The 19911-nt window shown below is 30.3% G+C and carries 20 protein-coding genes and 2 tRNA genes; 17 read left to right on the top strand and 5 right to left on the bottom strand.

All coding sequences use genetic code 11. The features are described from left to right. A partial coding sequence (locus B5G32_RS08785) for a helix-turn-helix domain-containing protein (protein WP_143746625.1) occupies positions 1 to 409 on the bottom strand: 409 nt, incomplete at its 3' end. 359 nt (positions 410 to 768) lie between these two features. Between B5G32_RS08785 and bsh the strand changes: the two genes are divergently transcribed. From bsh to B5G32_RS08825, 8 genes are all read left to right on the top strand, one after another. Beyond that, entirely contained in the window at positions 769 to 1725 is a 957-nt protein-coding gene (bsh, locus tag B5G32_RS08790; protein WP_087936431.1) for a choloylglycine hydrolase, read from the top strand. A gap of 72 nt (positions 1726 to 1797) precedes the next feature. Further along, positions 1798 to 2547, top strand: coding sequence for a putative ABC transporter permease (locus tag B5G32_RS08795; RefSeq protein ID WP_087244811.1), 750 nt, complete (start codon positions 1798 to 1800; stop codon positions 2545 to 2547). Next, positions 2534 to 3550 carry a PTS sugar transporter subunit IIC gene (locus B5G32_RS08800; RefSeq protein WP_087936432.1) on the top strand — a complete coding sequence of 339 codons (1017 nt, stop codon included), beginning with the start codon at positions 2534 to 2536 and terminating at the stop codon, positions 3548 to 3550. The genes B5G32_RS08795 and B5G32_RS08800 overlap by 14 nt, the downstream gene beginning before the upstream one ends. Before the next feature lie 32 nt (positions 3551 to 3582). Then, positions 3583 to 5043 carry a UDP-N-acetylmuramoyl-L-alanyl-D-glutamate--2,6-diaminopimelate ligase gene (locus B5G32_RS08805; RefSeq protein ID WP_087244809.1) on the top strand — a complete coding sequence of 487 codons (1461 nt, stop codon included), beginning with the start codon at positions 3583 to 3585 and terminating at the stop codon, positions 5041 to 5043. 38 nt (positions 5044 to 5081) lie between these two features. Next, positions 5082 to 6476 (top strand): polysaccharide deacetylase family protein, encoded by a 1395-nt coding sequence (locus tag B5G32_RS08810; protein ID WP_087936433.1) that lies wholly within the window; start codon positions 5082 to 5084, stop codon positions 6474 to 6476. 98 nt (positions 6477 to 6574) lie between these two features. Then, a complete protein-coding gene (locus B5G32_RS08815; protein ID WP_087244807.1) occupies positions 6575 to 7201 on the top strand; it encodes a hypothetical protein in 627 nt (208 codons plus the stop codon). Between the two features lie 83 nt (positions 7202 to 7284). Beyond that, entirely contained in the window at positions 7285 to 8628 is a 1344-nt protein-coding gene (locus B5G32_RS08820) for a glycoside hydrolase family 1 protein (protein WP_087936434.1), read from the top strand. Between the two features lie 183 nt (positions 8629 to 8811). Then, positions 8812 to 9831: a LacI family DNA-binding transcriptional regulator gene (locus B5G32_RS08825; protein ID WP_087936435.1), complete on the top strand. Its 1020-nt coding sequence runs from the start codon at positions 8812 to 8814 to the stop codon at positions 9829 to 9831. 15 nt (positions 9832 to 9846) lie between these two features. Here the strand turns inward: B5G32_RS08825 and gltX are convergent, their stop codons facing one another. After that, positions 9847 to 11256 carry a glutamate--tRNA ligase gene (gltX, locus tag B5G32_RS08830; RefSeq protein ID WP_087936436.1) on the bottom strand — a complete coding sequence of 470 codons (1410 nt, stop codon included), beginning with the start codon at positions 11254 to 11256 and terminating at the stop codon, positions 9847 to 9849. 48 nt (positions 11257 to 11304) lie between these two features. On the opposite strand from gltX, the gene B5G32_RS08835 reads away from it, so the two are divergent. The 3 genes from B5G32_RS08835 (at position 11305) to B5G32_RS08850 (ending at position 12993) form a co-directional block, all read left to right on the top strand. Then, positions 11305 to 11380 (top strand) — tRNA-Gln (locus B5G32_RS08835). 693 nt (positions 11381 to 12073) lie between these two features. Next, positions 12074 to 12292, top strand: a complete 219-nt coding sequence (locus tag B5G32_RS08840; RefSeq protein WP_087936437.1) for a hypothetical protein — start codon at positions 12074 to 12076, stop codon at positions 12290 to 12292. A gap of 482 nt (positions 12293 to 12774) precedes the next feature. Continuing rightward, positions 12775 to 12993, top strand: coding sequence for a hypothetical protein (locus tag B5G32_RS08850; RefSeq protein ID WP_087936439.1), 219 nt, complete (start codon positions 12775 to 12777; stop codon positions 12991 to 12993). Between the two features lie 122 nt (positions 12994 to 13115). Here the strand turns inward: B5G32_RS08850 and B5G32_RS08855 are convergent. Beyond that, positions 13116 to 13191 (bottom strand) — tRNA-Glu (locus B5G32_RS08855). A 291-nt stretch (positions 13192 to 13482) separates the two neighbouring features. Here B5G32_RS08855 and B5G32_RS08860 point away from each other — a divergent pair. Next, positions 13483 to 14748 (top strand): UDP-N-acetylglucosamine 1-carboxyvinyltransferase, encoded by a 1266-nt coding sequence (locus B5G32_RS08860; protein ID WP_087244800.1) that lies wholly within the window; start codon positions 13483 to 13485, stop codon positions 14746 to 14748. A 101-nt stretch (positions 14749 to 14849) separates the two neighbouring features. Then, the gene (gene rpmE, locus B5G32_RS08865) at positions 14850 to 15053 is read left to right on the top strand and encodes a 50S ribosomal protein L31 (protein ID WP_087244799.1); all 204 of its coding nucleotides are present in this window, start codon (positions 14850 to 14852) and stop codon (positions 15051 to 15053) included. A 36-nt stretch (positions 15054 to 15089) separates the two neighbouring features. On the opposite strand, the gene B5G32_RS08870 is transcribed toward rpmE, so the two are convergent. After that, a complete protein-coding gene (locus tag B5G32_RS08870) occupies positions 15090 to 15683 on the bottom strand; it encodes a cytidylate kinase-like family protein (RefSeq protein ID WP_087244798.1) in 594 nt (197 codons plus the stop codon). Positions 15684 to 15808: 125 nt separating this feature from the next. Between B5G32_RS08870 and B5G32_RS08875 the strand changes: the two genes are divergently transcribed. The 4 genes from B5G32_RS08875 to B5G32_RS08890 all read left to right on the top strand — a co-directional run bounded on the left by B5G32_RS08875 (position 15809) and on the right by B5G32_RS08890 (position 18389). After that, complete coding sequence (locus tag B5G32_RS08875) at positions 15809 to 16558, top strand: MBL fold metallo-hydrolase (RefSeq protein WP_087244797.1); 750 nt, start codon at positions 15809 to 15811, stop codon at positions 16556 to 16558. After that, positions 16548 to 17027, top strand: coding sequence for a 23S rRNA (pseudouridine(1915)-N(3))-methyltransferase RlmH (gene rlmH / locus B5G32_RS08880; protein WP_087936440.1), 480 nt, complete (start codon positions 16548 to 16550; stop codon positions 17025 to 17027). Before B5G32_RS08875 ends, rlmH begins: the two co-directional genes overlap by 11 nt. 394 nt (positions 17028 to 17421) lie before the next feature. After that, positions 17422 to 17655: a hypothetical protein gene (locus B5G32_RS08885; RefSeq protein WP_087244795.1), complete on the top strand. Its 234-nt coding sequence runs from the start codon at positions 17422 to 17424 to the stop codon at positions 17653 to 17655. A gap of 14 nt (positions 17656 to 17669) precedes the next feature. After that, the gene (locus B5G32_RS08890) at positions 17670 to 18389 is read left to right on the top strand and encodes a glucosamine-6-phosphate deaminase (protein ID WP_087936441.1); all 720 of its coding nucleotides are present in this window, start codon (positions 17670 to 17672) and stop codon (positions 18387 to 18389) included. A 53-nt stretch (positions 18390 to 18442) separates the two neighbouring features. On the opposite strand, the gene B5G32_RS08895 is transcribed toward B5G32_RS08890, so the two are convergent. Beyond that, positions 18443 to 19840, bottom strand: a complete 1398-nt coding sequence (locus tag B5G32_RS08895) for a C40 family peptidase (protein WP_087936442.1) — start codon at positions 19838 to 19840, stop codon at positions 18443 to 18445. Positions 19841 to 19911: the final 71 nt, after the last annotated feature.

Consider the following 19911-nt stretch of genomic DNA (forward strand, 5'->3'; position numbering starts at 1 on the left):
TGTTGGCCTCAAGTGCATAATAGATATGCTTTGTCAAAGTACATTTTTTCATGTCAGGACATCCGTTGCAGACATATGGAGGCTTAGAAAGCCTAGGGCATATTTCTTCCACATAGCTGCCGCATTCGTAGATGCAGCGCGTACAGGATCTGCAGAGCTGAGATTTCATAACTGGACAGTTGTCACAGGCAGAATTACGTTCCTTGCATGTATATCTGTAAAGACAGTTATTGAAGGAACGACCAAATGCACCAGTTTTACGAACAGAAAGATTCTTTTTGACCTCTTTAGAAATGGTAGTACAATCCTTATCGAGTTTTTTGGCAATGGCCTTGAAAGAATCGTTATTTTTTAGACCATTTTCAATTGTGATTCTATCAAGAGCAGTTAAATGTTTCTGATTAGCCATGATGAGCACCTCCAGTAGAAGGAATATCCACTATTATTATAAAAGTTTGCAGAATTAAATTCTATCATTGGATTTGTAAAATTAAATTCCATATAAATTGATTTAGGGATGGAATTTAGTTTTTCAATTTACGTAATTTCATTAAGAATAGAGAATTTAAACAATAAGATTGAAAACTGATGATTATTGTGCTATAATTTAAATAGATAAAAATATTATCAAAAAAATAGTTGGAGATTTAGCTTTACTGGAATCAGTACCGCTAAGCTCCACCATTATGTATGTAACCTATATATCAATATAGGTTTTTTTGTTATTTGATAGAAATTGGTCTATAATGGTAATGAGGTGATTTTGATATGTGTACAGCATTTCAATTAAATGGGTATTTTGGTAGAAATTTAGATCTGGAAACAACATTTGGTGAACAGGTTGTATTGACACCAAGACATTATTCTTTTCCATTAAAAAATGGAACATTGTTTAAAAATCAATATGCAATGATTGGTATGGCAACGGTTATGGAAAACTATCCATTATATGCTGAAGCTATGAATGAAAAGGGATTATGCATGGCTGGCTTATATTTTCCAGGGAATGCTCGTTATTTTCCTGAACAGGCCAACAAAACCAATATAACGCCTTATGAACTCATTCCCTATATCTTAGGGCAATATCAAAGCGTACAAGAGGTCAAAAAGGTCATTGATCATTTTCATCTTTTGGATATTCCATTCCACGAAAAATTACCTTTAGCACCTTTACATTGGATCATTGCCGATCAAAAAGAGAGTCTGATTCTAGAATCAACAGAATCAGGATTGCAGGTTTATCAAGATGCTTTTCATATTTTAACCAACAATCCACCTTATCCGTATCATCAATGGAATGTCCATAACTATATGCATTTAACATCTTCTTATCCTCAAGATCATTTAACTGACCAATCATTGAAGCCTTATGGAAACGGATTTGGGACAATCGGTATTCCTGGTGATTTTTCACCTGCTTCACGTTTTGTGAAAACATTGTGGTTAAAGGAAAATGCTGTGATGAGTGAAAAAGAAGAAGAGAATGTCAGTCAGATTTTTCATATTTTAGATGCTGTAGCAATGGTCAAAGGTTCAGTAAAAACAATGCAAAATCAAGAAGATTATACGGTTTATTCTTGTTGTATGAGTATGAATGAAGGGGCTTATTATTACAAGACATATGAAAATAATCAAATTCATTGTATTCAAATGAAAAATAAAGTTTCTGCTTCACAATTATCCATCTACCCATTAAATAGACAACAAAATATTCAATATCAATGAAACTGCGTAAGCAGTTTTTTTCTTGCTTAATCATAAAAACGAAGTATAATATTTCTAGATAAGGAGTTTATTATGGAAAAATATATTAGTGCTTATATTGTAACTTTTTATATATATGGTTTTGCAGGATGGATCTGGGAATCTTTGATATGTCCAATTATGACGCGTCATAGAATTAAAAATAGTGGCTTTTTAAATGGACCTATTGTTCCAATATATGGTTTTGGAGCCATCACTGTCTCTCTTTTATTTTCTGCTAATGAAAGTTATTTATCTGTTTTTATTGAAGGAGCATTTGTGGCCTGTGTGATTGAATATATAACATCATGGGCTATGGAGAAACTTTATCATAGAAGATGGTGGGATTATTCTGATAAAGCTTTTCATGTTAATGGAAGAGTTTGTTTAGAAGGTTTTTTAGTTTTTGGTGTTTTTAGTGTTGTTGCAGTGAAATTTGTTCAACCTTATTTGTTAGAAAAAATCATGCAACATGGCTTAATTACATTGGTTGTGATAGCAACAATGTTAACGACAATATTTATTATTGATCTTATTTTTACAGTCGTATCATTGACACATTTGGATGAACGTTTAGATGAATTTATGAAGGATATAGAATCATCAATGCAAAAATTGATTGATGATGTTGAACAAAGTAAACACAGTTTTAATGAATTAATGGATTTATGGAAAGAAAATGATATCTCAAGTTATCGTCAATGGATACATGATAAATCTATGAGTGAGCGTCGTATTATGAAAGCTTTCCCTGCATTAATGAATCATCAAAGAAAAGAGGAAAAACAGGATGGCAAGAAATAGACATGAAAATTATATTGTAAGAACATTGAATGGATTGGCATATGGCTATTTTGTGAGTGTTGTCTTTGGTATCATCTTGAAACAGATTGGGACGGCTATTCATATCAATATGCTTTATCAATGGGGAGTCATGCTTGGTTATTTAATGGGACCTGCCATTGGTATTGCAATGGGCTTATGTATTGATGCTAGAGGGATGAATTTGTTGACGGCATTGCTGGCTGGAACGATCGGTGCCGGAACAATTGTTGTAGATGGCGGTCAGATATCGCTTGCGACGGGGAATCCATTGTTAGCTTATATAGCTGTCATTTTAGCAATTGAAGTAGGGCGTTTGGTACAGGGAAAAACACCTTTTGATATTTGGCTGGTACCAGTTATGTCAATTGGCTGTGCTGGTTTGGTTGTCTGGCTTATAGGACCATTTATGCATCAAATTTCTTTCTGGCTCAATAGTGTAATGAAACAATGTGCGACTATGCCTTCTGTTTTAATGGGAATGCTAGTTGCTTTATTAGCTGGTGTCATCACAACATCACCACTTTCATCTTTACTTCTAACAAGTATAATGGTTGATTTTAATGGTGTTGTTTTAGGAGCTGTACTGGCTGGAGTATGTAGTCAAATGATTGGATTTGCTGTGATGTCAATGAATGATAATCGTTTTGGTGAAGTTTTGGCTATTGGTTTAGGGACAAGTCTTTTACAGTTTAAAAATATTGTCAAACGACCTGTTATATGGATACCACCACTACTTGCCAGTATGTTAAGTGGAATGATTTCAGTGCTTTTTTCTTTACGTTGCAATGTTCAAGGTTCAGCTATGGGACTAACAGGATTATTAGGATTAACGGATTCATTTTCAATCATGGCAACAACTTATTGGATACCACTGTTTTTGATAGATGTTGTTTTGCCAATGGTTGTTTGTTATAGTATATATAAAGCATTTAGAAAATTAAATTACATAAAAAATGGGGATTTACAAATATCTCAAATTTAAAGATAGATATCAAATGAGGAATGGTGAGGAAAATGAAATTAAATGAATTACTAGATGAAATGAATTATCAGTTCATTCAAGGACATTTAGATGAAGAAGTTTCACAAATAGATTATGATTCCAGAACAGTTCAATCAGGCAGTCTATTTGTTTGTATTCCTGGCGCAAAGGTTGATGGACACTCTTTTATTGATCAGGTTATTCAAAAAGGTGCAAAGGTTATTGTGATTGAGCATCCAGTGGAATATCAGGAGGGAATCACTTATTTATTAGTTGATAATGCAAGAAAGGCTTTAGCGTTACTTTCTTGTGCTTTCTTTCATCATCCAAGTCGTCAAATGAAAGTCATCGGGATTACTGGAACTAAAGGGAAAACAACAACATCTTATATGGTAGCTTCTATTTTAGAAAAGGCTCATAAAAAAGTCGGCATTATTGGAACAATTGGTTCTATTGTAAATGGTGAATTTAGGAAAACAAAGAATACTACACCTGAATCTTTTGAACTGCAAAAATTAATGCATGAAATGGTGGAAGCAGGTTGTGAATATTGTGTTATGGAAGTTTCATCACAGGGACTTATGTTAGACCGTGTAACAGGTATTGATTTTGATATAGGTGTTTTTACGAATTTATCACCTGATCATATTGGTGAAAATGAGCACCGCTCTTTTGAACATTATATGTCATGTAAAAAACAATTGTTTCAAATGTGTCGCATTGGTTTATTCAACAAGGATGATGAACATTATTTAGATATGATAGATCGTGCTCACTGTCAGATTCAAACTTATTCTATAGATCAGGAAAGTGATTTACAGGCTTGCAACATCAATCTTTATCGTCAAGATAATATATTAGGTGTGACATTTGATACAAATGGTGTCATTTCAGCATCATTTCAAACGAATACACCTGGAAAATTTAGTGTCTATAATTCATTAGTTGCAATTATGATATGTCATCTTTTAGATATAGATGTTCCTTATATCCAAGAAGCTTTAAAACAAGTCAGTGTAAAAGGACGTGTAGAAATGGTACCAGTTCCTCGTCCATATACAGTTTTTATTGATTATGCACATAATGCGTTATCTTTTGATAGTATCTTATCGACTATGAGTGAATATCATCCTCACCGTATTTATTGTGTCTATGGATTAGGTGGACATAGAGATGTGCATAGACGTTATGGAGCTGGAGAAATTGTCGCAAAATATCATGCTTTCTCTATTTTAACAGCAGATAATCCACGTGGCGAATCAGTACAAAAAATCTGTCAGGATATTATTGAGGGGATCAATAAAGAAAATGGGGAATATATTGTTATAGAAGATCGTCAACAAGCCATTCATTATGCTCTTGAGCATGCTGAAGCTCATGATATTATTTTGTGTCTAGGAAAAGGGCATGAAGATTATCAGATTTTGGATGAAGAACCATTACCTTTTAGTGAAAGACAAATCATTGAAGAATATTTTCAACAGGAGGACTAAAAAAGACTTTTCATTCATATAGTATCTTGGTGATACATATGAAAAAAGTCTTTTTTTATACTTTTGTATTTTGTTTGATTGTCTTAATTGTTTATCTGTTTTTACAGCCACGTATAACTTTTGTGGATAAAGAAATTCATTTAGCATTATATCAGGAAGTTGAACCGCTACAATATATTGAAAAACTTTCACATATCGAAGAAGATGAAATCAAGATTGATAATCAAGTTGATAATAGTCAACTTGGTCAATATAAAATAGTCTATTCTTATCATCAAAAAGTTTTTACTTTAATTGTTTATGTTGATGATATGTTATCTCCACAATTTGAAACACAAAATAAGACAATTTTGAAAGATGAAACAATATCTGCAAAAGAATTGGTTAAAAACATTCGTGATGATTCTAAAACAGAAGTTTATTTTCAGCAAAATTATACTTTTCATGAAGTGAAAACTTATAAAGTTGTAGTTGTTGTGGAAGATAGTTATGGAAATAAATCAGAGAAAAGTGCCTATGTACAAGTTCAGGCAAAAGATGAACAGCCACCAGTAGTGAGTGGTTTGACACCCATTACATTATTGATTGGAGATGAAATTGATTTAAAAAAAGATGTCATTGTTAAAGATGATCATGATGATTCACCAGTATTAACCATTGATGATTCTAAACTGAATATTCGTAAAATTGGAGAATATGAAGTTTATTATCATGTTAAGGATCAATCGCGTAATGAGGATACATTTATAAGAAAGATTGAAGTTTTAAGTCAATATGATAACCGTGAAGCTTTAAGTGATGGGAAGAAAACGTGCTATTTAACCTTTGATGATGGTCCATCATCAAACACCAAAGAAATTCTAGAAATTCTAGATCAATATCATATTAAAGCAACTTTTTTTGTGACAGGAACTTCTCCTAAAGATTTTCATTATATTAAAGAAGCATATCAAAAAGGGCATACAATAGGATTGCACACATATAGTCATGATTATGAATATATTTATAGTTCTTTAAAAAATTATATAAGTGATTTAAATAAAATTAAGGATGTTGTTTATCAACAAATTGGAATGAATGTGAATTTTATACGTTTTCCAGGTGGTTCCAGTAATCTTGTTTCTAAGAAATATAATGATGGTATCATGACACGTTTAACAAAAAAGGTTATTGATTTAGGATATCAATATTATGATTGGACTTCTATTAATGGTGATGGAGAAGGGATTAAAACGGTTGATGGTCTTAAAAAGAAAGCTATTGAAGAAATTGGGAATCGAGAAGATATTATGTTTTTGATGCATGATAGTGGAACACAAGAAAATACTGTCAAGGCACTGCCAGATATTTTAGATTATCTCATTGAGCAGGGATATGTTTTTCAGGTATTGGATGAAACTTCTCCAACGTTTCATCATCATGTTCAAAATTAAGAGATTTGTTTGTTATTATGTCAAAGAGTTTAGACTAAAAATAAATAAAATCGAGATAAAAACATCTCTTTGTTGTATAATAGACAAGAGGTGATTTTATGCTTTTAAATGAACAACAATATCAACATGCATTCAATTTGCTGTGTCATCCAGAACAGAAAAGTTTATTTTTATTAGAATTTGAACAATGGTTTGAGCAGGTTTTTCAATTAAAACTTTATGATTTTATTTATGATCAGACACATGATAATCAATCCAGATTGAAACTCATATTATGGAATCATGATGATCAACAAAAAATGAAGAATGGTATAAATTTTGATGAAACAAAGCAACAGAAAATTCGTGAACAATTCTTATTACTTTGTCAAAAACATCATATATCTACAAAGTGTCCTTCGATTATCAGTTATGATACATTGGAAGATGAAATAAGAAAAAGAATTTTAAACCAGGTACAAAAAGAAATACAAAATATTCATAGACCATATATATGGAAAATCAAAATTATTTTTGATCAAGTTCATGTTTTCTATAAAACAGATGAGCAATGTGAAGCTTGCCAGCAAACTGGTATATCTCAAGAAATCAATCAAAAAATCTTAGACATAGTCAAGCCATTGGATTCATTTCATGTTTTTCATGACAATTTTTCGTGTGTTTTTACCAGTCAACAGACATTGAATGAAAAATATGATGGGAAAATGTTTAATTATACAAGATAGTTTTATTAAAAATTCAAGTTATTTTTCATTGAATTTCAAGTAAATTGATGAAAAAATAAAAGTAAAATAAAGGAGGATGAACGATGTTAAGAAAAGATTTTTTATGGGGTGGGGCAGTCACTGCTCATCAAAGTGAAGGAGCTTATCAGGAAGGAGGAAAAGTTCCAGCTGTCTGTGATTTAACTGTAACAGGTGATTTCTCAGATTTTAAAGATGGTATTGATAGTTATCATAGATATAAAGAAGATTTTGATTTATTTCAAGAAATGGGATTTAATGCTTATCGTTTTTCTATAGACTGGTCTAGATTGATGAGTGATGAAAATACTTATAATGAAGCAGGTTTCCAATTTTATGATGAATTTATTGATGCCTTAAAAGAAAGAGGAATGGAACCTATTCCAACTTTATATCATTTTGAAATGCCAGTTTATTTACAAGAAAAATATAATGGTTTTGCGAATAGAAAAGTTGTTGATATTTTTGTAGAATTATGCAAAAAAATTGTAGATCGATATAATGATAAAGTTAATTATTGGATTATTTTTAATGAACAAAATGGTATTCTTCAAAAAGGACCTAAAATGTTTTTTGGTGGAGTATGTCCTGAAGGGATGAACCCACAAACATTTGATAATCAAATTATGCATAATACTTTGATTGCACATAGCTTAGTTAATGATTATATTCACCAAAAAGGTGGAAAAGTCATGGGAATGGCAACTGTTGTTCAAAGTTACCCTGAAACTTGTCATCCTTTAGATACACTTGAAAGTATGAAAGCACAAAGTGAAGCTTATGTTTTCTTAGATGTTTTTGCAAGAGGACATTATAATTCTTATTACTATGCAAATATGAAAAATGAAGGAACAATGCCTGAAATTCTTGATGGAGATTTAGATATTTTAAAATTAGGAAAAACTGATTATTTATCTATTAGTTACTATATGTCTACAATTTCTCATTATGGAGAACAAAGTTTAACAAATGTCAATGATGTTGTAATTAAGAAAAATCCATATTTGGAAATGTCTGATTTTGGATGGTCAATTGATCCTGTTGGATTAAGAATTACTTTACGTCAATTATACGATCGTTATGAAATGCCTATCTATGTAGTTGAAAATGGCTTTGGTTGTGATGATGAAATCAATGAAAATGGTGAAATCATTGATGATTATCGTATAGATTATATGCGTAAGCATATTGAAGAAATGAAAAAAGCAGTTGAAGAAGGTGTAGATTGTCGAGGATATCTTGTCTGGGGACCAGTTGATATTTTAAGCAGCCGTGCTAATATGAATAAAAGATATGGGATGATTTATGTCAATCGTAAAAATAATGATTTAAAAGATATGAAAAGAATGAAGAAAAAATCTTTTGATTGGTACAAACATGTCATTGAAACAAATGGAGAAGAATTATAAAAAAGCCATGTTATAATTGATATGGTAACCGCCCTTAACAGTATTTTATTAAGGGCGGACATCATATCATAACGACATGGTTTTTTCTATTTGATAATGATATACTATAAAAGATAAAAACAATTATAAAATATTTTTAAAAAGATATAATGAAAATAATAATGAGAATAAGAGGAATTAAAGATGAAGGTAACAATGAGAGATATCGCTGAAAAATTGAATATTTCGATTAATGCTGTATCCATTGCTTTAAATGATAAACCAGGTGTGAGTGATCAAATGCGTTTGCTTATTTTACGTACGGCTGATGAAATGGGATATATTAATGAAAAGCGAAAATATTTATCTGTTTTTTCTAGATCAAATATATGTATTATGATGCAAAGTTATTATGCAGATGCAGGCCATTTTTATTCCATTGTTTTAAAATCTATTGTAGAAGAGGCTAAGATTTTAGGCTATTCTTCCATTATGCACTATTTTGAAGATGCCAATATGGATATCCCTGAATGTATTTTAGAAAGAAAAGTAGCAGGTATTTTGATTGTTGGAAAAATCTCTTCTGGAAATCTAAAAACATTAAAAAATACAGGAATACCAATTGTATTAGTTGATTTTACTTCATTGTATGATGCTTGTGATTGTATACTCACTCATAATAAGCAAGGTGGGTATATGATTACAAACTATGTTATTCAAAAAGGATACAAAAAGATTGGCTTTTTTGGTGATTTGAACTATTCTTTGAGTTTTCAAGATCGCTTTATAGGATATAAGGAAGCGCTTATTCATCATCATTTGATCAATGGGTATTGTGATGAACAATATATTCATAAATATTCTTTTTTAGAAAATATTGAAAAGTACATTCTTCACCATCAGATAGATCGTATTGTATCTCTTTTACAATCGAAAGAATTACCTGAAGTACTTATTTGTGCTAATGATTCAAATGCTTTTATAGTTATACAGGCCTTAACAAAATTAGGTTTGAAAGTTCCTGATGATATTGGAGTAACAGGATTTGATGACATACCTTTAGCACAAAAAATGATTCCCCCTTTAACAACATTACAAGTTCAAAAAGAAAGTATGGGAAAAGAGGCTGTATACAGACTGGTTGATCGTATTCAAAGAAAGGATTATATTCCAACCACAGAGTTATTAAGTGTTCATATTATTGAAAGATTATCTGTGAAGTAAATGAATTATCTGTATTTATAGAGAATCTTTAAGATTTTGAATAGCTTGATTCAGACGTTTCAATGTTTCTTCTTTTCCGAATATGTGGACTAGTTCAACGGCACCACCAGCACTAGAACGTTTATGAGTTAAGGCAGCTCTGACAGGTTCCATGATTTGACCATTTTTCATACCATTTTCTTTAGCAAGATTGATAAAGAATTGAAGAATATTTTCATCATTTTGAAAATCTGATATTTCATGCAAATGGTTTTGTACTAATAAGAGAGCATTGAGTGATTTTTCAGGATTTGTTTTAAATTTTTTATGAGAATAGACTTGAATATCAAATGGATATGCCTGATTGATAAAGTCTAATGTTTCTTGAATGATTGCATCATTGACCTGAAGTAAACGTGGTTGTAGGACACGAGAGACTTCTAATAAATTAACAGATTGATGAATAAAAGAATAGTGTGGTAATAAAAGTTTATGAAAATCCTGCAAAGGCATATTGCGTAAATACATACCATTGATCCATTTTAATTTTTCTATATCAAAAATAGCAGGAGCTTTAGAAATATGATGAATATCAAATTGTTCAATCAATTCATTTAAAGATAAGATTTCACAACCTTCAGGAGCCCATCCTAAAAGTGCAATATAATTCATAATAGCTTCAGTTAAAAAACCCTGATTTTTTAAATCATAATAAGATGCATCACCATCACGTTTACTTAATTTATGTGTTTCATCTTTATTGACGGTAGGAAGGTGAATATAAGTGGGGATATCCCAACCTAATGTTTGATAAATCAGATTATATTTAGGAGTGCTGGAAAGATATTCATTTCCTCTTACAACATGAGTGATGTTCATGAGATGATCATCAATAACATTTGCAAAATTATATGTAGGATAGCCATCACTTTTAATGAGAATACCTTCATTTAAGGTTTTGTTTTCAACTTCAATATGTCCATAGACTTCATCATCAAAAGTCGTTATACCTGTTTGAGGAATGGTTTGTCTAATAACATAAGGAGTACCATTTTGAATCTTTTGTTGAATTTCTTCATCACTTAAATGAATACAAGGATCTTGTTCTTTGATTTCACCTGAACAAAAACAATAATGGGCACCACCTTTACGAATTAATTCTTGAGCATAATGATGATAAATATCTAATCTTTGTGATTGGATATAAGGTCCATAAGGACCACCCATTTGAGGACCTTCATCATAATGTAGACCTGTTTCTTCTAAAGTCTGATATATCAATTGACTGGCATTACTGACTTCTCTTTTTTGATCAGTATCTTCAATTCTTAAAATAAAATCTCCATTATTCTTTTTGGCGATTAAATAACAATATAAAGCTGTTCTTAAATTACCAATATGCATGTAACCAGTAGGGCTAGGTGCAAAACGTGTGCGTATTTTCATTTTTTTCTTTACTCCTTTAAAAAAAAGATATATAATAGATTTTGTGATTGGGGTATAGCCAAGTGGTAAGGCATCAGACTCTGAATCTGACATTTCCTTGGTTCGAATCCAAGTACCCCAGCCATAAAGTTATCAAAGAATCATTCGTGATTCTTTTTTTAATTATAAATGATATGAGTGTCAAATCTCATTTCATATAGATTGATTTTATAATCTCTATTCTTTATTATATGAGTAAAAAATTATTTTCGCAATGAAATATACATATTATCATTTTAGTATTTATAGATGTTTTAAAGATCAATGATTAAAATCTGGACCCTTCAATTATTTAAAGTCCTATTGGCGCAGTTCTCTTTCTCTTTGAGTATTTTTATTTACTCATATAGTTCCCACTTCTAGTGTGCCACAAAGAATGATAAAATACGTCAATTGAAAAATGAAATTTTATTCCTAGACGATATTATGATTGGAGGAATATTTTTAATGTATTTTTGAACGTCAATTAAGTTGCTTTTATATTTATATAAATAATCATCATAAATAAGAAGTTATAAACTATGTTTTTTCTAAATGAGTATCGTAAATTAATATGTAAATTTTTAATTTTAACTACTTTTAATATAGACTTAAAAATATTTTTTCAATTCTTTTTAATTTAATTGGATATATACTAATGATATTATAATAAATACAGTTTCTAAATATGTGGATAAAAAAGATCTTTCCTTGATATTCGATGTCATATGTTTTATCTCTAATTTAAGAGTATATTTTTCTTTGATATTATGGTATATTATAAGCAGAGGTGATATTCATGGATTCTAAATTGAATGTAAATGATTTTCCAACTTCTAATGGTATTTCTAAAATACCTACAGATTTATTAACAAAAATGATAAAAATTTATAATGATAGTATTGATGAAGAATTTGAGAATAGAACTTTAGAAAAATATAAGCTCATCAAAGAAGGGAAAATAAAAACACATACTGAAGAAGAATTTTTTACTATTTTGGAAGAATCAGAGCTTTAATGTGTATAAGGTTATTGTTTCTACAGAAGTCAGTATGTTTTTATTAGAAAATAGAATGAGAATCAAAGATGAATTACAGGAAAAAAATAAATGTTTTAAAAGAAAATCCTAGATTATATCCAGTTATTCATAACAATGATATTGTAAGGTCGTTTTATATACGTTCACTAGCTTTTTCGTATATTATAGATGATAATAATAAACTAATAACAATTACTGAAGCTGTATTTATTAAATCATCATTAAAATTGAAAGTAAAATAATATGTTAGGGGTTGTTTTTCAACTCCTTTTATTTTTTATATTTAAAAATCAGTAGATATAAAAATATATTATTATTAAAATCAAGATAATAATATGTGAATATATCTGTATATATTGAATATGTACGGACAAAAATGCATACTAGGGATAAAATGTGAGGAGATGTAATATGATGAAAAAAGAATTGAATTAAGAGTCAGTAAAGAAGAGAAAAAAATAATGAATGATGCATTAGAAAATGATATGAGCATGATTGATTATATATTGAGATGTGTTAATGCTCAAAGATGCTGTATAAATAATAATAGTATAAAGTTAGATAACACAAAAGATATTATCGAATGCATAATGGATCTTGATGATATTGCTAGTGAAAAAAATGATGAACGATCAAGACGCATGTTGAAAAGATTGGGGGATTTAGAATGTCTATTATAATTGTGATGAGCATAAACAAGTAGTCATAAACTATGTTTTTTTCTAAATAAGTGTCGTATGAGTGTCGCGGGTACTTTTAAAATGAAAAAAAGTCCATTTTATCGGACTTTTTTGATTTCTACTGGTAGTCCGTAGGGGTTTCGAACCCCTGAATGCTAGGATGAGAACCTAGTGTGTTGACCACTTCACCAACGGACCATTTTTGACTATACTATAAGTATAGCACTCTCAAATAAAGTGTAAAGATTTTTTTTGAAATAAATGCAATAAAATGATTTATAAAAGTATTAATATGATAGAGATATTTTATGAGAAATAAATATGAAATAAGATTGTGATATGTCCATTTGAATGATATAATGAAGTCGAAAATTTTTTTGAAATTGTTTTGATATTAACGATATAAATGTGTATAATCTCATTAAAAAGAAAAATAGTGTCATAAATATTGATTAGATATATATAAATAAGTAGAAAGGAAATAAACAGATGGCAGAAGTAATTGCGATTGATGGTGGATATAAATTAAATGGAACAGTAAGAATTAGCGGAGCAAAGAATGCAACAGTAGCATTGATTCCAGCAGCAGTTTTGTCAGATGGACCAGTAGAAATATTAGGAGTCCCAGAAATTTCAGATGTTGCAGCTTTAGCAACACTTTTAAGAGAATTAAAATGTGATGTAGAAATAGATGGAGAACGTATTAAAGTAGATCCAACTCATATGGAAGATATACCTTTAGTAAGTGATGCAGTGAACAAGTTAAGAGCTTCTTATTATTTTATGGGAGCATTACTAGGAAAATATAAAAGAGTCAAAATTAAAATGCCTGGAGGATGTTATTTAGGACCACGTCCTATTGATCTTCATTTAAAAGGATTTGAAGCTTTAGGAGCAAAAATCACATATGAAGATGATACGTATTTATTAGAAGCAGAAGAATTAGTAGGAAATTCTATTTATTTAGATTTTGCTTCTGTTGGAGCAACAATCAACATTATGTTGGCAGCAGTGCGTGCTCAAGGAAAAACAGTCATTGAAAATGCAGCGAAAGAACCTGAAATTATTGATGTTGCCAATTTGCTTACAAAAATGGGAGCAAAAATCAGAGGTGTAGGAACGGATACAATTACGATTGATGGAGTTGATCATTTGAGTGGAACTTTTCATGAAATTATTCCTGATCGTATTGAAGCTGGAACATTCTTGATTATTGCTGCAGCAGCGGGTGAAAAGGTTATTGTTCAAAATATTATTCCTCAACACTTAGAAGCTTTAATTTCAAAGTTAAAAGAAATGGGAATTAAAATGGATGTTGTAGGAGATAGTATTGTTGTTTATGGTCGAGATGATGCTTTAAAACCAGTTAATGTTAAAACGCAGATTTATCCTGGTTTTGCGACAGATTTACAACAACCTTTAACAACACTTTTAACACAGGCACAGGGTGATTCGCATGTGAAAGAAACGATTTATATTGAACGTTTTAAACATTGTCCACAGCTTAATAAAATGGGAGCTCATATTGATTTAGAAGAAGCAGCCAGTGTGATTCATGGTCCAACACCATTGCATGGAACAAGAGTTGAGGCTACTGATTTAAGATGTGGTGCAGCTTTGGTTATTGCTGGACTTATTGCTGAAGGAAGAACTGAAATTACAAACGTTTATCATATTGATCGTGGTTATGATAACATTGATCATAAATTAATTACATTAGGGGCTCATATTACAAGATATCATATTGATGAATAAAAAATAAAAAAACTATTGTTTTTATCGTCAAGAAATGATATTATAATTGAGCAACTTACTTTGAAGTAGCAAATATTTCAAGGCGGAAGGAGAAATGAAAAATGAAAAAAGGAATTCATCCAGATTATAAAAAAGTAAAAGTCGTTTGTACTTCTTGTGGTGCTGAATTTGAAACTGGATCAGTATTAAACGAAATTCGTGTTGATACATGTTCAAATTGTCATCCATTCTATACAGGAAAACAAAGATTTGCTAGTGCTGATGGACGTGTAGAAAAATTCAATAAAAAATACGGACTTAAATAAAAAGAACCTGCTTATGCAGGTTTTTCTTTTTCACTATTATTTATTTTTATGTTCACCTTTCTTATATAAAGCAACAATAATATCAGCCACTTCTTCAATACCAAAATCACTATTGATAGTTAAATCAAAATTCTTTAATTGACCCCATTTTTTAGTCGTATAATAATTATAATAATTACTTCTTGCTTTATCTTTTTTCATAACAAATTTTTTATAATCTTCGTGTTTTTCTTTATAGTCTTCTTTAACACGTCTTACTCTTGATTCAAATGGTGCATGAACAAAGACAGTTAAAACATCATCAAAATCTTCTAGAATATAATCAGCGCAACCACTGACAATAATACATGTATCATTTTCAGCAATATGACGGATGATTTTAGACTGCATTGCAAAAACCTGATCGTTTAATGGTAGGGTAAAAGCAGTCGAAGAAAGAGTATACATAAAACTTGATGATTTTTCTTCAGAAACTTTACGAATTGTATCAACATCAAATCCCAATTCTCTGGCAGCAAGATCTATAATTTCATTATCGTAATAAAAGATTCCTAATTTTTCTGCAACGCGTTGTGCAATTAAACGACCACCAGATCCGTATTCTCTTGCAATAGTAATAATTCTAGGCATAAAATACCCCTCCTTTGATACTACTATTTTATCACATTTTTAATTTCTTGTTAAATTTTTCATATATGAAAAAGTTGTTTTTTTATGGTTGAATTTGTATAATAGAATCACAAAGGAGTTGAACTATGGAATTTCATGTTTTAGCAAGTGGATCAAAAGGTAATGCTACATTTATTTATGATCAGCAATGTGGGATATTGATTGATTGTGGTATTACTAGAAAACAACTTTTATTTAAATTAAATCAGTTAGGATTTCATGAAGAAGATATTACTTATGTCTTTTTAACACATGATCATTATGATCATAATAAAAATATTCATATTTTTGATACAGGAAAAATTTATAGTGCTAAAAAGAATATTAAGGATTTAGATGAATATCACACATTAGAACCTTATACGCATCGTCAATTCGGTGTCTTTGATGTTTTAACATTGAGAACATCACATGATGCCAGTGATCCTATTGGATTTGTGATTTCCAGTCAGAATGAAAAGTTATTATATATGACTGATACGGGTTATGTGTCACAAAAAAATCGTCAATATATGCAAAATTTAGATTACTATATCATTGAAAGTAATCATGACATTGAAATGTTGATGGCGACAAAAAGACCGATGTTTTTAAAGAATAGAATTCTTAATGACAAAGGACATTTAAATAATGAATATAGTGCGCATTTAATGTGTGAAATGATAGGGGACAATACAAAAGAAATAGTATTAGCTCATTTATCACAGGAAGCAAATACAAAAGAAAAAGCTCTTGCAACATATGAACAAATATTTGCTAAGGAAAATATTGCTTTTTCAAATATAAAAGTAGCAAGTCAAATTGACGTTGTATCAGGAGGAAACTATGAAAATTAAATTGATTTGTGTTGGAAAATTAAAAGAAAAATATTTAGATGATGGAATCAAAGAATATTTAAAAAGAATATCAGCTTATTCAGATATTGAAGTGATTGAAGTTGCAGATGAAAGAATACCTGAAAATCCTTCATTAGCTGAAGAAACAATTGTAAAATCTAAAGAAGGAAGACGTATTTTAGATAAAGTTAAACAAGATGATTATATGATTTTATTAGATGTTCAAGGTAAAGAATTAGATTCAATTCAATTTGCTGAACGTATTGAAGATTGTATGATTAATGGAAAAAGTACGATTGATTTTGTCATTGGTGGATCATTGGGACATGGAGAAGATGTACTAACAAGAGCCAATGCACGTATTAGCTTTTCACAAATGACTTTTCCACATCAATTAATGCGTTTGATTTTAGTTGAACAGATTTATCGTGCATTTAAAATTATAAGACATGAAACATATCATAAATAGCCACATTTGATGTGGTTATTTTTTTACAATATATTTATAATAAAAATGATGCTTGTTTATTGTGTAAAGCTATAGAATGTTCATAAAAGTGGATGAATATGAAATTTTTATATGACTGATAGTTATGAATTGATAGTCAAAGAAATATAGAGTAAAATAAATATAGAAAGAATAACAGTGGGAGTCTGAAAATAATGATTTTGAGTAGTACATATGAGAGTTGATAATGATTCAGTATATGTTCATCAAGTCTCTATTTTGAAAATAAGGCTTTTTAAGTAGTAAGAAAAGTTTAGAGTTGTATAAATAAAAAAGTGAAAAGGTATTGTTTTAATCCCAAGATTGGAAGTTTTGTTGATGAAGCTATAAATCATGGTGCATAGGAGTGATGCTGATGACAATTATTTGGTATTTTATTATTATGGGAATTTGTTTGGTGACTATTTTTGTTTATTATCGTAAAAATAATAAAATCTATAATGAAAATTATATGTCAGAAGGCATAGGACTAGGAATATGTGCTGGAGCCTTATTATTTCGTGATTTAGGTGTTGCTTTAGGAATTAGTTTAGGAATGATGATTGGACTGACAATAGGAATGTTCATAAAAAAAGAGAAAAAAAGATAAAGGAGAATGTTATTATGAAATTGGTTATTGAAAAAGATTTGAAAGCAATGAGTGAGAATGCTATGTATATTTTGCTTGGAGCTATGCTGCAAGATAAGAGGGTGAATATTTCTTTAACTTCTGGTAGAACTCCACGTATGTTATATAAGATGATGATTCCACTCATTAAAGATCAAGAAAAATTTAAAGATATTGAATATTATTTATTTGATGAAAATCCATATATAGGTGAAAAATATGGAACAAACTGGGCTGAGATGAAAGAAATGTTTTTTGAACCAGCACATATTTCCAAAGAACATATCCACCGTATTTCATTAGATAACTGGCAGGATTATGATTGGCAGATTAGACAGGCTGGAGGCATAGATGTGATGGTGATTGGACTTGGACATGATGGCCATTTTTGTGGTAACTGTCCACGTTGTACGCAGTTTGACAGTTACACTTACTGTATGGAATATAAAGATAAATTGGCAGTGAATCCAACTTATGGTGAAAGACCTCGACAACCTTATACGATTACAATGGGAGCTAAAAGTTTAATGCGTGTTAAACATTTAGTGATGATTGTAGATGGTCAAGAAAAAGCAGAGATATTCAAGCGTTTTATAGAAGAACCAATCAGTCAAGAAGTTCCTGCAACGATTTTGAAACTTCATCCTAATTTTACAGTGATTTGTGATGAGGCAGCAGCATCATTGTTATCTAAAAACAAAGATTTAAGATTGTAAAAGCGATAGAAAATATCGCTTTTTTGCATGAAAAAAAGACATCTCAAGGATGTCTAATATAAACGACGGCAAGTATACCATTCATTTTGCCAATAACTATAACTTAAATTAGCGACTTGGACAGGTTGCCCCGTAGATGGTGCATGAACCATTTGGTTGTTTCCAATATAAATGCCTACATGGTGAACACCACTGGCTTGTCCATTACTACTAAAGAGAATAATATCGCCTGCTTGTAATTCACTTCTTGATATACCTGTTCCAGCATTGATGAGTGAACCAGTATAATGGATACGTCCTAAGTTGACTCCTGCCTGATAGTGTGACCAATTGACTAATCCAGAACAATCAAATTGTGTCCAATTAGGATTTTGAATACTGCTCCAACTGTGTCCACCACCCCATACATACATGTAACCTTGACGTGATAAAGCTTTATTTGCAATGGCTAAACCAAGTTCTTCACTAGATGTTAGGCTGTCACCAGGGGTTGTATTGTTGTTGTTTTCCTGATTATTGTTGTTATTGTTTTCATTGTTATTATTGTTATCTTCTTTTTCATCATTTTGATTTGAATTGCTTTGATTAGATTCATTTTGATCTTCACTTGGCTTTTGTGTTGATTGAGAACCAGATGAAGAAGAAGGCTTTTTATTTGGTGTTGCCTGTGTGACATTATTGACCTTTGAAGCATTTGATGCCTTTTGAATGGCTGCTAAATTCTTTTGGATAGTTTCGATAGATTCTTGATTTGCTGCTGCTTCAGAATTATTGTTGGCAATTGTTTTATTTTGTTCAGTCAGTTTAGCTTGGAATGTTTTTTGTAGACTAGCCTGTTCTTTTTTGTCAGCTTCTAAAGAATCCTTTAGATTTTTTAAAGTTGTTTCTTGCTTTTCAACTTCTTTTAAATTTTCATTAATTTGAGCAATCAATTCATTATCATAATTTGTAATTTCTTTGATATTAATGACACGACTCATAAAATCAGAAAAAGTGTCTGCTCCAAAAATATAAGTTGTAAAAATATGAGAATTTAAAGTTGTTTGCATACTATACAAACGTTCTTGAAGTTGTTCACTTTGTTTTTCAACTTCTTTTTTGAGTTTATCTATACTATCTTGAACATAGTTGAGTTCACTTTGAGCTGATTCTATTTTGGTATCGATTTGTGAAATTTGATCAGCAATTTTTGCAAGATCATCTTTTGTATCTTCAGCTTCTTTTTTAGCCTGAGAAGCTTCTTGTTTTAATTCTTTATTTTTTTCATATAAATAACTATTAAACTCTTTACATGTTGTTTGCTGATTACTCGTTAATTTTGAAGAAGAGCATAGTTTAATATATTTGGATTCTTGACCTTCAAAATCAGTAGCATTGACTATATATGTTGATGCAAAAGCACAAGCCAGCATACTTAATGATAAAAGAGAGGCGACAATTTTCTTTTTCATCACAAGAGATTCCTCCTTTATTGCTATAATTCTATAATCTATTCTAAAGCATTTTTGGAAACTGTCAAATA

The sequence above is a fragment of the Massilimicrobiota sp. An80 genome (genome assembly GCF_002159255.1).
In the GTDB taxonomy this organism is placed as follows: Bacteria; Bacillota_I; Bacilli_A; order Erysipelotrichales; family Coprobacillaceae; genus Allocoprobacillus; species Allocoprobacillus merdigallinarum.

Coding starts and splice junctions, on each gene's coding strand:
- bsh (WP_087936431.1), top strand. CDS start 769: ATGTGTACAGCATTTCAATTAAATGGGTATTTTGGTAGAAATTTAGAT.
- B5G32_RS08795 (WP_087244811.1), top strand. CDS start 1,798: ATGGAAAAATATATTAGTGCTTATATTGTAACTTTTTATATATATGGT.
- B5G32_RS08800 (WP_087936432.1), top strand. CDS start 2,534: ATGGCAAGAAATAGACATGAAAATTATATTGTAAGAACATTGAATGGA.
- B5G32_RS08805 (WP_087244809.1), top strand. CDS start 3,583: ATGAAATTAAATGAATTACTAGATGAAATGAATTATCAGTTCATTCAA.
- B5G32_RS08810 (WP_087936433.1), top strand. CDS start 5,082: ATGAAAAAAGTCTTTTTTTATACTTTTGTATTTTGTTTGATTGTCTTA.
- B5G32_RS08815 (WP_087244807.1), top strand. CDS start 6,575: ATGCTTTTAAATGAACAACAATATCAACATGCATTCAATTTGCTGTGT.
- B5G32_RS08820 (WP_087936434.1), top strand. CDS start 7,285: ATGTTAAGAAAAGATTTTTTATGGGGTGGGGCAGTCACTGCTCATCAA.
- B5G32_RS08825 (WP_087936435.1), top strand. CDS start 8,812: ATGAAGGTAACAATGAGAGATATCGCTGAAAAATTGAATATTTCGATT.
- gltX (WP_087936436.1), bottom strand. CDS start 11,256: ATGAAAATACGCACACGTTTTGCACCTAGCCCTACTGGTTACATGCAT.
- B5G32_RS08840 (WP_087936437.1), top strand. CDS start 12,074: ATGGATTCTAAATTGAATGTAAATGATTTTCCAACTTCTAATGGTATT.
- B5G32_RS08850 (WP_087936439.1), top strand. CDS start 12,775: ATGAATGATGCATTAGAAAATGATATGAGCATGATTGATTATATATTG.
- B5G32_RS08860 (WP_087244800.1), top strand. CDS start 13,483: ATGGCAGAAGTAATTGCGATTGATGGTGGATATAAATTAAATGGAACA.
- rpmE (WP_087244799.1), top strand. CDS start 14,850: ATGAAAAAAGGAATTCATCCAGATTATAAAAAAGTAAAAGTCGTTTGT.
- B5G32_RS08870 (WP_087244798.1), bottom strand. CDS start 15,683: ATGCCTAGAATTATTACTATTGCAAGAGAATACGGATCTGGTGGTCGT.
- B5G32_RS08875 (WP_087244797.1), top strand. CDS start 15,809: ATGGAATTTCATGTTTTAGCAAGTGGATCAAAAGGTAATGCTACATTT.
- rlmH (WP_087936440.1), top strand. CDS start 16,548: ATGAAAATTAAATTGATTTGTGTTGGAAAATTAAAAGAAAAATATTTA.
- B5G32_RS08885 (WP_087244795.1), top strand. CDS start 17,422: ATGACAATTATTTGGTATTTTATTATTATGGGAATTTGTTTGGTGACT.
- B5G32_RS08890 (WP_087936441.1), top strand. CDS start 17,670: ATGAAATTGGTTATTGAAAAAGATTTGAAAGCAATGAGTGAGAATGCT.
- B5G32_RS08895 (WP_087936442.1), bottom strand. CDS start 19,840: ATGAAAAAGAAAATTGTCGCCTCTCTTTTATCATTAAGTATGCTGGCT.